Genomic DNA, 13,956 nt, shown 5'->3' on the forward strand with positions numbered 1-13,956 from the left:
TGAAGGCATGGCCGAACAGGACACCATCGACCGCGTCGCCTCCGTCGCCGGAGAGCGCTACAAATACGGTTTCGAGACGGCGATCGAGCAGGACATCGCCCCTCCGGGCCTGAGCGAGGACACGGTCCGCTTCATCTCGGCGAAGAAGAACGAGCCGGAATGGCTGCTGAACTGGCGTCTGGCCGCCTTCCAGCGCTGGCTGGAAATGCCGGAGCCGGAATGGGCGAAGCTCACCTTCCCGCCCATCGACTACCAGGCCGCGTCCTATTACGCCGCACCGAAGAAGGCGGGCGATGGGCCGAAGTCGCTGGAGGAAGTCGATCCGGAACTGCTGCGCACCTATGAGAAGCTGGGCATCCCGCTGAAGGAGCAGGAAATCCTCGCGGGCGTGCAGGGGACGGAACGCATGGTCGCGGTCGACGCCGTGTTCGACAGCGTGTCGGTTGCCACGACCTTCAAGGACAAGCTGGAGGAGGCGGGCGTCATCTTCTGCTCGATCTCCGAGGCCGTGCAGCGCGTGCCGGATCTCGTGCAGAAGTATCTCGGCAAGGTCGTTCCGGTCAGCGACAACAAGCACGCGACGCTCAACGCCGCGGTCTTCTCCGACGGCACCTTCGTCTATGTGCCGGAGGGTGTGCGCTGCCCGATGGAACTCAGCACCTATTTCCGCATCAACGCGGCCAACACAGGCCAGTTCGAGCGGACGCTGATCATCGCCGACAAGGGTTCCTACGTCTCCTACCTCGAAGGCTGCACGGCGCCGATGCGCGACGAGAACCAGCTTCATGCGGCGGTCGTGGAACTCGTCGCGCTCGACGATGCGGAGATCAAGTATTCGACCGTCCAGAACTGGTATCCGGGCGACGAGGAAGGGCGCGGCGGCATCTATAATTTCGTGACCAAGCGTGGCCTGTGCGCGGGGCGCAACTCCAAGATCTCGTGGACGCAGGTCGAGACGGGCTCCGCGATCACCTGGAAGTACCCCTCCTGCGTGCTGCGCGGCGACAATTCGGTGGGCGAGTTCTATTCGATCGCGATCACCAACAACCGCCAGCAGGCTGACACGGGCACGAAGATGATCCACCTGGGGCGCAACACGCGCTCGCGCATCATCGCCAAGACGATCTCGGCCGGGCGGTCGGATTCGACCTATCGCGGCCTCGTCTCGATCCATCCGAAGGCGGAGGGCGCGCGCAACTACACCCAGTGCGACAGCCTGCTGATAGGCGACCAATGCGGAGCGCACACGGTCCCCTACATCGAATCGAAGACGCCACACGCGCTGGTCGAGCACGAGGCCACGACGACCAAGCTGTCGGAGGACCAGTTGTTCTACTGCCGCCAGCGGGGCCTGTCGGAGGAAGAGGCTGTGACGCTGCTCGTCAACGGCTTCTGCAAGGAAGTGCTGCAGGAGCTGCCGATGGAATTCGCGGTCGAGGCGCAGAAGCTGGTCGGCATCAGCCTGGAAGGGAGCGTCGGGTGAGCCATGGACGCCCACGCCAGGACGCTGCGCGCGCTCGCCTTCTACGACCGGGCGTGGCCCGCGCTGCAGGCGGCGGGCATCGCGCTGCTGCTGGCACTGATCCTCGCGGTGCTGGGCGTCGTGCTGTTCGGCCTGATGGGCCTGACCATGCGGGTGCCCGGCACCTGGATCGGGGGCACGCAAGGGATGGTGCCCGTGCTGTTGGGGCTCTTCATCGCGGTCGCGGTCGCGCTGGGCCTGGTGCAGTGGCGGCACAGGAGATTGTTCGTCCGGGCGCGGTGCGCCGAGGGACTGTCGAGGGATGAGGCCGCGGCCCTGTGGGACGCGCGCTACGAAGGAACGGATGAGTGAGTGACATGCTGAAGATCGAGAACCTGCACGCCAGCGTCGACGGCAAGGACATCCTCAAGGGCATCTCGCTGGAGGTCGGCCCGGGGGAGGTGCACGCCATCATGGGCCCGAACGGGTCGGGCAAGTCGACGCTCTCCTACGTGCTGGCGGGGCGCGACGGCTACGAGGTCACGCAAGGCACCATCACCTTCAACGGTACCGACATCGGCGAGATGGCGCCGGAGGAGCGGGCGGCGGCCGGCCTCTTCCTCGCCTTCCAGTATCCGCTGGAAATCCCGGGCGTGGGCACGCTGACCTTCCTGAAAACGGCGCTCAACGCGCAGCGCCGCGCGCGCGGAGAGGCGGAACTGGATACCGTGCAATTCATGAAGAAGGTCAAGGGCCTGGCGCGTGAATTGAAGATCGCGGACGAGATGCTGAAGCGCCCGCTCAACGTCGGCTTCTCCGGCGGCGAGAAGAAGCGCATGGAGATCCTGCAGATGGCCTTGCTGGCGCCGCGCTTCGCGGTGCTGGACGAGACCGACAGCGGCCTCGACATCGACGCGCTGAAGGTGGTCTCGGACGGGGTGAACGCGCTGCGCGCGCCGGACCGGTCGTTCCTGGTCATCACGCACTACCAGCGCCTGCTCGACCACATCGTGCCGGACGTGGTGCATGTCCTGTCGGACGGGCGGATCATCAAGACGGGCGGCAAGGACCTGGCGCTGGAGCTTGAGAAGTCCGGCTATGGCGACCTGATCGCAGGGGAGGCGGCCTGATGGCACGCGACCGGCACATCTCGGCCGACGCCTACGCCCGCGCATTCGGCGCGGCGGCAGGCAGGCTTCCGGGGGCGGAGGCCGCGCGCAAGGCCGCGCTCGATGCGCTGATCGAGACGGGCATCCCGACGCGGCGGGTGGAGGACTGGAAGTACACCGACCTGCGGGCGCTGGCGGACACGGCGCTGCCTGTCTCCGGCGTGGGCGAAGGCCCTGTCGACCGTGCGGCGGGCGTCTTCGGCGGCATCGACGCAGCCACGGTGGCAATCGTCAACGGAACGCTGCGGCACGACCTCTCCGACCCCATGCCGGAGGGGGTGACGCTGACGCGCGTCGCCGATCTCCTCTCCGACGGAGGCGAGGCGGCGGCCGATCTTCTGAGCGTCGAGGGGGCAGGCCCGCTTGCGGCGATGAACGCGGCCTTCCTGCAGGACGGCGCGGTGCTGACCGTCGCCAAGGGCGCGGCCGTGGCACGCCCCGTGCGCCTGCTGGTGACGGGTGCGGGGGAGGCGGCGGCAAGCTACCTCCGTCTGCATGTCGTGCTCGGCGAGGGCGCCGAACTGACGCTGCTGGAGGACGTGCTCCCGGCGGCGGGCCACCACCTGAGCGTCGTGGGGCGTACGCAGGTGGGCGCGAACGCGGGGCTCACCCACCTGCGCGCGGTAACTGGTGCGGACGGCGCGCGCGTCGTTGCGGAGATGACGGCGAGCCTTGCCCGCGATGCGCGCTACGGGCTTTTCCTGGGGGCCGAGGCGACGACGCTGTCGCGCATGGATGCATCCGTGACGCTGACGGCGCCGGGGGCCGAGGCGCGCCTTGCCGGTCTCTCGCTGATGGGGGCGGCGCAGCACGCCGACAACACGATCGTCGTGCGCCATGCCGCACCGCACGGGACGAGCACGCAGGTCTTCAAGCACGTGCTCGGCGGGGAGGCGCGCGGCGTCTTCCAGGGCAAGATCATCGTCGACCGCGTGGCGCAGAAGACCGACGGGCACCAGCTTTCCCAGGCTCTGCTGCTGGGCGGCCGGGCGGAGCAGGATTCCAAGCCGGAACTTGAGATCTACGCCGACGATGTGAAGTGCAGCCACGGCTCGACCGTCGGGCAACTCGACCCGGCGTCGATGTTCTACCTGCGCTCGCGCGGTATTCCGGAGGGTGAGGCGCAGGCACTGCTGATCCGGGCGTTCGCGGCCGAGGCGCTGGACGAGATCGCGCACGAAGGCGCGCGCGAGGCGTTGTCGGCCCGGCTCGACGCCTGGCTTGCGGCGCTGCCCAAGGGAGAGACCGCATGAGCGCCGACGCTGCCCTGAAGACTCCCCTGGCGTTCGATCCGCTGAAAGTGCGGGCCGAGTTCCCGATCCTCGCACGCGAGGTCTACGGCAAGCCGCTGGTCTATCTCGACAACGCAGCCTCGGCGCAGAAGCCGGAGGCCGTGCTGGAGGCCTTGCGCCGCGGGTATGCGGAGGAATATGCGAACGTCCACCGCGGCCTGCACTTCCTGTCGAACCGCTCCACGGAACGTTACGAGGCCGCGCGCGCCTCGATCGCCAGGTTCCTGAACGCGGAGCGGGCGGAGGAAATCATCTTCACCAGCGGCTCGACCGACGCGCTCAATCTCGTGGCATCGTCCTGGGCCGAACCACGGATCAAGGCGGGCGACGAGATCGTGCTGACGATCCTGGAGCATCACTCCAACATCGTGCCCTGGCACTATCTGCGCGAACGCCACGGCGCGGTGCTCAAGTGGGCGCCGATCCACGACGACGGGTCGCTGGACATGGAGGCGTTCGAGAAGCTGCTCACCGACCGGACGAAGCTCGTCGCGATCACGCACATGTCGAACGCGCTGGGCACGATCCTGCCGGCGAAGGAGCTGATCGCGATGGCGCACGCGCGCGGCATCCCGGTGCTGCTCGACGGCAGCCAGGGCGCGGTGCACCTGCGACCCGACGTGCGCGACCTCGACGTCGATTTCTACGCGATCACGGGCCACAAGCTCTACGGGCCGTCGGGTATCGGCGCGCTCTATGCCAAGCGCGAGCATCTGGACGCCATGCGCCCCTATCGCGGCGGCGGCGAGATGATCCGCGAGGTGACGATGGAGACGGTGACCTATGCCGACCCGCCGCACCGGTTCGAGGCGGGCACCCCGCCCATCGTGCAGGCGATCGGGCTGGGGGCGGCGCTCGACTGGATGATGGCGCTCGACTGGCCCGCGGCGCAGGCGCACGAGGCAGACCTGATCGCCTATGCCCACGAGCGGTTCGGTCAGTTCAACTGGCTCCACCCGCTCGGCACCACGGCGGAGAAGGGGGCCATCCTCTCCTTCACCATGGACGGCGCGCACCCGCACGACATCTCGACCTTCATCGACCGGCAGGGCGTGGCGGTGCGGGCCGGGCACCATTGCGCACAGCCCCTGATGGACCGCTACGACGTACCCGCCACGACGCGGGCGTCGTTCGCGCTCTACAACACGCGCGAGGACGTCGACCGGCTGATGGACGCGCTGCTGAAGTGCCGGGAGCTGTTCGCCTGATGGACGACGCGCTGCGCGACCTTTACCAGCAGACCATCCTCGAGCATGGCCGGAAACCGCACAATTTCGGCCGGCTCGACCCGCACAGCCATGCCGCGAAGGGATCCAACCCGATGTGCGGCGACCGGGTCGTGGTGACGCTGACGGTGGACGGGGGCCGCGTGGCCGATATTCGCTTCGAGGGGCGCGGCTGCGCGATCAGCCAGGCGTCCGCCTCGATCATGACGGACCTCGTGAAGGGCCGTCCGCTGGACGAGGTCCGCACGCTGCTCGATGCGTTCACGGCGATGGCGACCACGGGCGAGACGCCCGGCGGCGGCCTTGCCGAGGACGACCGGGAGGCGATCCGCCTCATGTCCGGCATCCACGCCTTCCCGATGCGCGTGAAGTGCGCGACGCTCGGCTGGCGCACGCTGGAAGCCGCACTCGACAACCAGTCTCAGACCACGACAGAAGCCCAGCCTGGGAAACAGGAGGCCGCGCGATGACCGACGCCGCAACCGCAAGCACAGCCGACAGCGACGACGACGAGTTCGGCGGGCCGGTGATTTCCGGCAATGTCGGGGACCACCCGATGGGCCGCAAGGTCATCACGGCACTGCGGACCGTCTACGATCCGGAGATCCCCGTGAATATCCTCGACCTCGGCCTTATCTACAGGGTGGATATCGACGAGGCGAACAATGTCGAGGTCGACATGACGCTGACCGCGCCGGGCTGCCCCGTCGCGGGCGAGATGCCGGGGATGGTGTCCGCGGCGCTCGACCCCGTGGAGGGGCTGGGCGACGTGAAGGTGGAGATCGTCTGGGATCCGCCCTGGACGCAGGACCGGATGTCGGAGATCGCCCGCATCGAACTCGGCATGTACTGAAGGTTCCGGGAGGACCGCACATGGCACGCGAGAAACCCAAGGCCATTACCCTGACCGACCGCGCGGCGGACCGGATCAGGGCGATCATGGCGAAGTCCGAGACGCCGCTGGCGGGCCTGCGCCTGAGCGTGAAGAAGGGCGGCTGCGCCGGCATGGAATACACGATGGACTATGCGCAAGCCGCCGAGCCGGGCGACGAGATCGTCGAGGACAAGGGCGTCACGGTGATGATCGACCCCAAGGCGCTGCTTTTCCTGCTCGGCACGCAGATGGACTGGACGCAGGACAAGCTCTCCTCGGGCTTCGTGTTCAACAATCCGAACGTGGTCGACGCCTGCGGCTGCGGAGAGTCCGTCCGTTTCGCCGGGATGTGAGCGCGCACGCCCCATGACCCTGTTCGACACGCTGAAGCGCGCCCGCGCGGACGATTGGCGCGCCTACACCGATCATGCCTTCGTGCGCGGAATGGCGGACGGCACGTTGCCCGAGCCGTGCTTCCGCCATTACCTCGTGCAGGACTACCTGTTCCTCATTCATTTCGCGCGGGCCTACGGGCTGCTCGCCTTCAAGTCGGAACGGCTCTCCGACATGCGGGCGGCGGCGGCCACCATGCATGCAATCCTCGACCAGGAGATGCAGCTCCATGTGAAGCTCTGCGCCGAATGGGGGATTTCGGAGGCCGAGATGGAAGCCGCGCCGGAAGCCGGCGCGACCATGGCCTACACCCGCTATGTGCTTGAGCGGGGGCTGTCCGGCGACGCGCTCGACCTGCAGGTGGCGTTGAGCCCCTGCGTCATCGGCTATGGCGAGATCGCGGCGCGCCTGATGGCGGACCCGGGCACCAAGCGCGAGGGCAACCCCTACATGGTCTGGATCGGCGAGTACGCGGGCGAGGCCTATCAGCAGGTGGCCGCCGACGCCATCGCCGCGCTCGACCGCGGTGCGGAGGGGCGCGTGACGGAGGCGCGGATGCCCTCGCTCGCCCGCACCTTCGGGCAGGCGACCCGGCTCGAAGCCGCATTCTGGCAGATGGGCCTCGACCGCTCGCCCTGATGGAGAGCGCTGCCTCCGCAAGTCGCGCTGCGGCTGTGCGCCGCGGGCGCGATCTGCTCCAGAACCCCTTTGGCCCTTGTTCGCGGGCGCAAAATATCCGCAATTAATGCGTGCTATTCTCGTGTAGAGGACAGGGGCGAGGGCAGGCAGGACAAGATGGCGGAAACGCAAGGCAGGGCAGGGGGCGGGGGCAGGCGGCGGAAGATCAAGCCGCCGCGTACGCCCTTGCTGAACCGCGCGCGCAACTATTTCCTGACGGGCCTCGTGGTCGCGGCGCCGGTCGGCATCACGATCTACCTCACCTGGTCGTTCGTCAGTTTCGTGGACAACCACGTCAAGCCGCTGATCCCGGCGGCCTATAATCCTGAAAGCTACCTGCCGTTCTCGGTGCCGGGGCTGGGGCTGATCTTCTCCATCCTGTTCCTGATCGTGCTGGGCTGGTTCACGGCCAAGACCTTCGGACGCACGCTCGTCACCTGGGGCGAGAACCTGGTCGACCGCATGCCCATCGTGCGCTCGATCTACAACGGGTTGAAGCAGATCATCGAGACGGTGCTCTCGCAGCAGAGCGCGTCCTTCCAGAAGGTCGCGATGATCGAATATCCGCGCAAGGGGCTTTGGGCGCTTGTGTTCGTCACGAGCGAGGCGAAGGGGGAGGTCGCGCACGCAACCAGGCAGGAACTCGTCGCGGTCTTCCTGCCGACGACGCCGAACCCGACGTCAGGCTTCCTGCTCTATGTGCCCAAGGAAGACCTGCACGTCCTCGACATGACGGTTGAGCAGGCGGCCAAGCTGATCATCTCAGGCGGCATGGTGGTGCCGCCCGCACCCGGAACGCCGGAGGCCGCGGCGGCCGCGGCGAAGGCGCGTGCCCGGCGCAAGCCGGTGGCGGCTGGCTGATCCCCCAGCCTAGCCGGAGCGCAGGTAGCGGATCGCGGCGTCCCGCTCGAACAGGTAGAGCAGCACGCGCACCGCGCGGCCCCGGTCGGTCTTCAACTCCGGATCGCGCTCGAGGATCAGGCGGGCGTCGTCGCGCGCGGCCTGGATCAGGTCCGCGTGCAGGTCGAGGGATGCGAGCCGGAACTCCGGGTCGCCGCTCTGCCGCGTGCCCAGCACCTCGCCCGCGCCGCGCAGCCGCAGGTCTTCCTCGGCGATGCGGAAGCCGTCCTCGGTCTCGCGCAGGATGTTGAGGCGCGCCCGCCCGCCCTCGGTCAGCGGCGGATGGTAGAGCAGGAGGCAGGTCGACGCCTCCCCGCCGCGGCCCACGCGCCCGCGCAACTGGTGAAGCTGGGCAAGGCCGAAGCGTTCTGCATGCTCGATCACCATGATGGTCGCTTCCGGCACATCGACGCCGACCTCGATCACCGTGGTGGCGACGAGGATCGACAGGTCGCCGCGCGCGAAGGCGCCCATGACGCGGTCCTTCTCGGCGCCCGCGAGCCGCCCGTGGACAAGGCCGACGCGCCCCGGAAACAGGCGGTCGAGGTGGGCGAAACGCTCCTGCGCGGCGGCGACGTCGAGCGTCTCGCTCTCCTCCACCAGCGGGCAAACCCAGTAGACGCGCGCGCCGTTCGCGGTCGCGCGCCGGACCGCGGCCACCACGTCCTCCAGCCGGTCGAGGGGGACCGCGCGGGTGGCGATGGGCTTGCGGCCCGCAGGCTTCTCGCGGATGACGGTCACGTCCATGTCGCCATAATGGGTAAGCGACAGCGTGCGCGGGATCGGTGTCGCGGTCATCAGCAGCACGTTCGTGCCTCCGCCGCCCTTGGAGGAGAGCTTGAGGCGCTGCTCCACGCCGAAGCGGTGCTGCTCGTCCACCACGACGAGGCCGAGGTCGCGGAAAGCCACCTCGTCCTGGAAGAGCGCGTGCGTACCGACGATCAGGTCGATCTCGCCCGCGGCGAGACGGGCGAGCGTCTCGGCCCGCTCCTTCGCCTTGTCGCGGCCGGTGAGGATGCCGAGACGGATGCCCGCGGCGTCCGCCAGCGGCTGCAGGCGCTCTGCATGCTGGCGGGCGAGGATCTCCGTCGGGGCCATGAAGGCGCCCTGCGTTCCGGCCTCGATCGCGGTCAGCAGCGCGAGGAAGGCGACGAGCGTCTTGCCCGCGCCCACGTCGCCCTGGAGGAGGCGGAGCATGCGGCTGCCGCTCGCCATGTCGGCGCGAATCTCCCCGATGGCGGCCTGTTGGTCGCCGGTCAGGCCGAAGGGCAGGGCGGCCAGCACCTTCTCCGACAGGCGCCCGTCCCCCGCAAGCGAACGGCCCCGCGCGCCCCGGATCGTGCGCCGCACGAAGGCGAGCGCGACCTGGTTCGCCAGCAATTCGTCATAGGCGAGGCGGCGTCGGGCAGGGGCCGCGGGGTCGATGTCGGCGGCGGTCTTCGGGGTGTGCGCGGCGCGAATGGCATCGCGCCAGTGCGGCCAGGCGTGGCGGGTGAGCCAGGCCGCGTCCTGCCATTCGGGCAGGTCGGGCGCGCGTTTCAGGGCGGCGCGGATCGCCTTGCGGAGCACCCGGGGACCGAGACCGGCGGTCATGGGGTAGACGGGCTCGAATGCCTCGATCTCGTCGGCCTGCGCGGGGCTCACCACATGGTCGGGGTGCACCATCTGCGGCACGCCGTCGTAGAGGTCGAGGCGGCCGGACACGATGCGCACCTCGCCGGGCGGCAGCATCTGGGCGACGCGCGCGCTGCGGGTGTGGAAATAGGCGAGGATCAGCGGGTGGCCGTCCTCGGTCTCGGCGTAGACGCGGACGGGCGCGCGCGGGCTGCGGCCGGTCTGGATGTCGCCAATACGCACCCGCGCGGTCACAACATGGCCAGCGTGCGGGACGAGCGAGCCTGTCACGGCCCGCCGGTCGATCAGGCCCGCCGGCAGGTGGAACAGCAGGTCCGCGACGCGCGTTCCCGCCACCTTGGCGATCAGGTCGGCAAGGCGCGCGCCCACGCCCGGCAGGCTGGCCGTCTCGGCGAACAGGGGAAACAGGATTTCCGGCCGCATCTTGCCCCTTGAATTGATCGATCCTGGCCGCCCGGCGGCTGACAGGACGCCCTCAGGGGTCTATATCACGCACGCGGCGCGGCGCGAGGCCTCGCGTTGCAGGCACAACCCGACACGGAGACGACCCATGACCCAGGCCGAGACCCAACCGGACGCTGCGGAGACGCGGCTGAAGCGCCTGCGTTTCCGGGCGTGGCACCGCGGGATCAAGGAGATGGACATCATCCTCGGCTCCTTCGCGGACAAGGAACTGGCGGGGCTCGGCGCGGACGACCTCGACCGGTTCGAGGCGTTGCTCGAAGTGCCGGACACCCAGCTCTACAACTGGGTGAGCGGGCGCGAGCCCGTGGAGGACGCACACGATCACGACCTCTTCCGCCGCATCTGCGCCTTCGAAGACCTGTCCAGCCGGATCTGAGACCCGTGGATACGCGCATCGTTGAAGCATCCGGGCGGCTGACGCTCGCGGGCGTGCCCGAAGGGGCCGACGCGCTTCTGCTCGCCGACATGGCGCGGGCGGAAGGCGGCCCCGTGCTGCACCTGGCGCGCGACGCCTCCCGCATGGCCGCGACACTCGATGCGCTGCAGTTCTTCGCGCCCGATGTCGTTGCACTCGCCTTTCCCTCCTGGGACTGTCTGCCCTACGACCGCGTGAGCCCCAGTCCTGAGATCGCGGCGACGCGGCTTGCGACGCTCGCCCACCTCGCCACGGGCAAGCGCGTGCCGACGGTGGTGGTGGCCAGCGTCAATGCGTTCCTTCAGCGCGTGCCGGTGCCGGAGACGTTGGCGGGGTCCACGCTCGCGCTCGCCGCGGGCAATGTCATCTCGACGGACGAGCTGATGGGGTTCTTCGCGCGCAACGGCTACGGCCGCGTCGGCACGGTGCGCGCGCCGGGCGATTTCGCGGTGCGCGGCGGCATCGTCGACCTGTGGCCCGCGGGGCTGGAGGAGCCGATCCGCCTCGACTTCTTCGGCGACACGCTGGAGACGATCCGCACCTTCGACGCCGACAGCCAGAAAACGACGGGCCAGGTCGCGCGGCTGATGCTCGCGCCCGCGAGCGAGGTGCAGCTGACAGAGGAGACGATCCGCCGGTTCCGGCGCGAATATGTCTCGCTGTTCGGCGCGGTGACGGGGGCCGATCCGCTCTACGAGGCAGTGAGCGCGGGCCAGCGCCACCAGGGCATGGAGCATTGGCTGCCGCTCTTCCACGCGGAGATGGGCACGCTCGCCGACCATGTGCCGGGCGCCCCCGTCACGCTGGACTTCCAGGCGGCGGAGGCGCGCGACGAGCGTATCCGCGACTACCGCGACTATTACGACGCGCGCGCGGCCTATGACACGGGCAAGGGCGGCATTCCGGCCTACCGCCCGGTGCCGCCGGAACGGCTCTACCTCGACGCTGACGAGTGGGAGGCGGTGCTCGCGGACCGGCGCGTCCGTCAGATTCACCCGCACGCCATGCCGGAGAGCGGGACGGTCATCGACCTCGGCGGCCGTCCGGGCCGCGACTTCGCGCCGGAGCGGCGGCAGGAAGGCACAAATGTCTTCCATGCACTGGTGGATCATCTGAAAGATCTCGCCCGCGGAGGACGCAATGTCTTCGTGGCAAGCTACAGCGAGGGGGCGCGGGAGCGTCTGACCGGCCTTCTGAAGGACCACGGGGCGGAGATCGTCGTCCCCGTCGACCGGTGGGAGGCGGACGGCAGGCTGCCCAAGGGCGGCGTCGGCGTGATGGTGCTGGGCCTCGACCACGGCTTCGAGACGCCCGGTTTCGCCGTGGTGTCGGAGCAGGATGTGCTGGGCGACCGCCTTGTGCGCGCGGGCCGCAAGCAGCGCCGGGCGGAGAACTTCCTGCAGGAGGTGTCGAGCCTGCACCACGGCGACCTCGTGGTGCACGTCGACCACGGCATCGGGCGCTACCTCGGCCTCGAGACGATCACGGTCATGGACGCGCCGCACGACTGCCTGATGATCGAATATCACGGCGGCGACAAGCTCTATCTGCCGGTCGAGAACCTGGAGCTTCTGACCCGCTACGGCTCGGAGGAGATGGACGTCACGCTCGACCGCCTCGGCGGCGGCGCGTGGCAGGCCCGCAAGGCCCGCCTCAAGGAGCGGATCAAGGAGCTGGCCGACCAGCTCATCAAGGTCGCGGCGCTGCGCGCGCTCAAGACGACGGAGGGGGTGGCTCCGCCGCACGGCCTGTACGAGGAGTTCTGCGCCCGCTTCCCCTACGAGGAGACCGAGGACCAGCAGCGCGCCATCGCGGACGTTCTCACCGACCTCGGTTCGGGTCACCCGATGGACCGCCTCGTCTGCGGCGACGTGGGTTTCGGCAAGACGGAAATCGCGCTGCGGGCGGCCTTCATCATGGCGATGCAGGGCCGCCAGGTCGCGGTCGTGGTGCCGACAACTCTGCTCGCGCGCCAGCACTACAAGGGCTTCGTCGAACGCTTCAAGGGCTGGCCCGTGCGCATCGGCCAGCTTTCGCGCATGGTCGGCGCGAAGGAGCAGGCGGCGACCCGCGCCGGCATCGCCGACGGCACGGTCGACATCGTGATCGGCACGCACGCGCTGCTGGGCAAGCAGGTCGCGTTCAAGGACCTCGGTCTTCTCGTCATCGACGAGGAGCAGCACTTCGGCGTCCAGCACAAGGAGCGGCTGAAGCAGTTGCGTGCCGACGTGCACGTCCTGACGCTCACCGCGACGCCCATTCCGCGCACGATGCAGCTTGCCATGACCGGCGTTCGGGAGCTGTCGATCATCGCCACGCCGCCGGTGGACCGGCTGGCGGTGCGGACCTATGTCGCGCCCTTCGATCCCGTGACGGTGCGCGAGGCGCTGCTGCGCGAGAAGTACCGCGGCGGGCAGAGCTTCGTGGTGGTGCCGCGCATCGCCGACCTCGCCGCCATGGAGGCGTTCCTGAAGGACGAGGTGCCGGAGGTGCGCTATGCCATTGCGCACGGGCAGATGGCGGCTGGCGCGCTCGACGAGATCATGAACGCCTTCTACGACGGCGCCTACGACGTGCTCTTGTCGACGTCGATCGTGGAATCGGGCCTCGACATCCCGACCGCGAACACGATGATCGTGCACCGGGCGGACATGTTCGGCCTGGCGCAACTCTACCAGATCCGCGGGCGCATCGGGCGGGCCAAGGCGCGCGCCTACGCGCACCTCACGACGGTGCCGAACAAGAAGCTCACGCCCGCGGCGGAGCGGCGGCTCAGGGTGCTGCAATCGCTCGACACGCTGGGGGCGGGGTTCTCTCTGGCAAGCCACGACCTCGACATTCGCGGCGCGGGCAATTTGCTGGGCGAGGAGCAGTCGGGCCACGTCAAGGAGGTGGGCTTCGAGCTTTACCAGCACATGCTGGAGGAAGCGGTCGCCCAGATGCGCGCGGGCGAGCTCGACCTCGAACTCGACACGAAATGGTCGCCGCAGATCAATCTCGGCGCGGCGGTGCTGATCCCGGAGCACTATGTCTCCGACCTCGACCTGCGGCTGACGCTCTACCGCCGCCTCGCCGATATCGAGGACGACGCCGGGATCGAAGCCATCGCGGCGGAGATGATCGACCGCTTCGGGCCGCTGCCGCCGGAGGTCGCGCAATTGCTGGAGGTCGTGCGCATCAAGGCCGTCTGCCGTCGCGCGGGCATCGCCAAGATCGACGCGGGGCCGAAGGGCATCATCGTCAGCTTCCGCGAGGACCATTTCGCAAATCCGGCGGGCCTCGTGGAGTTCCTGGCGCGGGAGCGGGGCGGGGCGAAACTGCGTCCCGACCACAAGCTGGTGCTGGCGCGCGCCTGGGAAAGCGTGGCCGAGCGGCTGAAAGGCACGCTCAACGTCGCCCGCACGCTCGCCGGGATCGCGGAGGCCGCGCAGGCGGCGGCCTAGACAG

The 13,956-nt window shown here is 68.9% G+C and carries 13 protein-coding genes; 12 read left to right on the plus strand and 1 reads right to left on the minus strand.

The features are described 5' to 3' along the window. Positions 1-7: 7 nt before the first annotated feature. From sufB to NJQ99_RS04735, 10 genes are all read left to right on the plus strand, one after another. Positions 8-1,483: a Fe-S cluster assembly protein SufB gene (gene sufB, locus NJQ99_RS04690; protein WP_269331632.1), complete on the plus strand. Its 1,476-nt coding sequence runs from the start codon at positions 8-10 to the stop codon at positions 1,481-1,483. Between the two features lie 3 nt (positions 1,484-1,486). Then, a complete protein-coding gene (locus NJQ99_RS04695) occupies positions 1,487-1,834 on the plus strand; it encodes a hypothetical protein (protein WP_269331633.1) in 348 nt (115 codons plus the stop codon). 5 nt (positions 1,835-1,839) lie between these two features. Next, on the plus strand, positions 1,840-2,592 hold the full coding sequence (gene sufC, locus NJQ99_RS04700; protein ID WP_269332077.1) for a Fe-S cluster assembly ATPase SufC: 753 nt from the start codon (positions 1,840-1,842) through the stop codon (positions 2,590-2,592). Further along, positions 2,592-3,884: a Fe-S cluster assembly protein SufD gene (gene sufD, locus NJQ99_RS04705; RefSeq protein ID WP_269331634.1), complete on the plus strand. Its 1,293-nt coding sequence runs from the start codon at positions 2,592-2,594 to the stop codon at positions 3,882-3,884. The genes sufC and sufD overlap by 1 nt, the downstream gene beginning before the upstream one ends. Next, complete coding sequence (locus tag NJQ99_RS04710) at positions 3,881-5,131, plus strand: cysteine desulfurase (RefSeq protein WP_269331635.1); 1,251 nt, start codon at positions 3,881-3,883, stop codon at positions 5,129-5,131. Before sufD ends, NJQ99_RS04710 begins: the two co-directional genes overlap by 4 nt. Beyond that, positions 5,131-5,619, plus strand: a complete 489-nt coding sequence (gene sufU / locus NJQ99_RS04715) for a Fe-S cluster assembly sulfur transfer protein SufU (protein ID WP_269331636.1) — start codon at positions 5,131-5,133, stop codon at positions 5,617-5,619. Before NJQ99_RS04710 ends, sufU begins: the two co-directional genes overlap by 1 nt. Beyond that, a complete protein-coding gene (locus tag NJQ99_RS04720; protein ID WP_269331637.1) occupies positions 5,616-6,002 on the plus strand; it encodes an SUF system Fe-S cluster assembly protein in 387 nt (128 codons plus the stop codon). Before sufU ends, NJQ99_RS04720 begins: the two co-directional genes overlap by 4 nt. Before the next feature lie 20 nt (positions 6,003-6,022). Continuing rightward, positions 6,023-6,376, plus strand: coding sequence for a HesB/IscA family protein (locus tag NJQ99_RS04725; protein ID WP_269331638.1), 354 nt, complete (start codon positions 6,023-6,025; stop codon positions 6,374-6,376). Positions 6,377-6,389: 13 nt separating this feature from the next. Next, the gene (gene tenA / locus NJQ99_RS04730) at positions 6,390-7,055 is read left to right on the plus strand and encodes a thiaminase II (protein WP_269331639.1); all 666 of its coding nucleotides are present in this window, start codon (positions 6,390-6,392) and stop codon (positions 7,053-7,055) included. Between the two features lie 156 nt (positions 7,056-7,211). Further along, a complete protein-coding gene (locus NJQ99_RS04735; RefSeq protein ID WP_269331640.1) occupies positions 7,212-7,955 on the plus strand; it encodes a DUF502 domain-containing protein in 744 nt (247 codons plus the stop codon). Positions 7,956-7,964: 9 nt separating this feature from the next. Here NJQ99_RS04735 and recG read toward each other — a convergent pair whose 3' ends face one another. After that, complete coding sequence (gene recG, locus NJQ99_RS04740) at positions 7,965-10,052, minus strand: ATP-dependent DNA helicase RecG (protein ID WP_269331641.1); 2,088 nt, start codon at positions 10,050-10,052, stop codon at positions 7,965-7,967. Between the two features lie 127 nt (positions 10,053-10,179). Here recG and NJQ99_RS04745 point away from each other — a divergent pair, with 127 nt between their 5' ends. Both NJQ99_RS04745 and mfd read left to right on the plus strand, forming a co-directional pair. Continuing rightward, a complete protein-coding gene (locus NJQ99_RS04745; protein ID WP_269331642.1) occupies positions 10,180-10,470 on the plus strand; it encodes an FAD assembly factor SdhE in 291 nt (96 codons plus the stop codon). Positions 10,471-10,475: 5 nt separating this feature from the next. Further along, positions 10,476-13,952 carry a transcription-repair coupling factor gene (mfd, locus tag NJQ99_RS04750; RefSeq protein WP_269331643.1) on the plus strand — a complete coding sequence of 1,159 codons (3,477 nt, stop codon included), beginning with the start codon at positions 10,476-10,478 and terminating at the stop codon, positions 13,950-13,952. The last annotated feature ends 4 nt before the right edge of the window (positions 13,953-13,956 follow it).

Origin of the sequence: Futiania mangrovi (genome assembly GCF_024158125.1) — a bacterium.
Lineage (GTDB): Bacteria > Pseudomonadota > Alphaproteobacteria > Futianiales > Futianiaceae > Futiania > Futiania mangrovi.

What these genes read in the sequence shown, in the direction of transcription:
- NJQ99_RS04735 (WP_269331640.1), top strand. Translation starts at nt 7,212, where the DNA reads ATGGCGGAAACGCAAGGCAGGGCAGGGGGCGGGGGCAGGCGGCGGAAG.
- NJQ99_RS04710 (WP_269331635.1), top strand. Translation starts at nt 3,881, where the DNA reads ATGAGCGCCGACGCTGCCCTGAAGACTCCCCTGGCGTTCGATCCGCTG.
- sufC (WP_269332077.1), top strand. Translation starts at nt 1,840, where the DNA reads ATGCTGAAGATCGAGAACCTGCACGCCAGCGTCGACGGCAAGGACATC.
- tenA (WP_269331639.1), top strand. Translation starts at nt 6,390, where the DNA reads ATGACCCTGTTCGACACGCTGAAGCGCGCCCGCGCGGACGATTGGCGC.
- sufU (WP_269331636.1), top strand. Translation starts at nt 5,131, where the DNA reads ATGGACGACGCGCTGCGCGACCTTTACCAGCAGACCATCCTCGAGCAT.
- sufB (WP_269331632.1), top strand. Translation starts at nt 8, where the DNA reads ATGGCCGAACAGGACACCATCGACCGCGTCGCCTCCGTCGCCGGAGAG.
- NJQ99_RS04695 (WP_269331633.1), top strand. Translation starts at nt 1,487, where the DNA reads ATGGACGCCCACGCCAGGACGCTGCGCGCGCTCGCCTTCTACGACCGG.
- NJQ99_RS04745 (WP_269331642.1), top strand. Translation starts at nt 10,180, where the DNA reads ATGACCCAGGCCGAGACCCAACCGGACGCTGCGGAGACGCGGCTGAAG.
- recG (WP_269331641.1), bottom strand. Translation starts at nt 10,052, where the DNA reads ATGCGGCCGGAAATCCTGTTTCCCCTGTTCGCCGAGACGGCCAGCCTG.
- NJQ99_RS04720 (WP_269331637.1), top strand. Translation starts at nt 5,616, where the DNA reads ATGACCGACGCCGCAACCGCAAGCACAGCCGACAGCGACGACGACGAG.
- NJQ99_RS04725 (WP_269331638.1), top strand. Translation starts at nt 6,023, where the DNA reads ATGGCACGCGAGAAACCCAAGGCCATTACCCTGACCGACCGCGCGGCG.
- sufD (WP_269331634.1), top strand. Translation starts at nt 2,592, where the DNA reads ATGGCACGCGACCGGCACATCTCGGCCGACGCCTACGCCCGCGCATTC.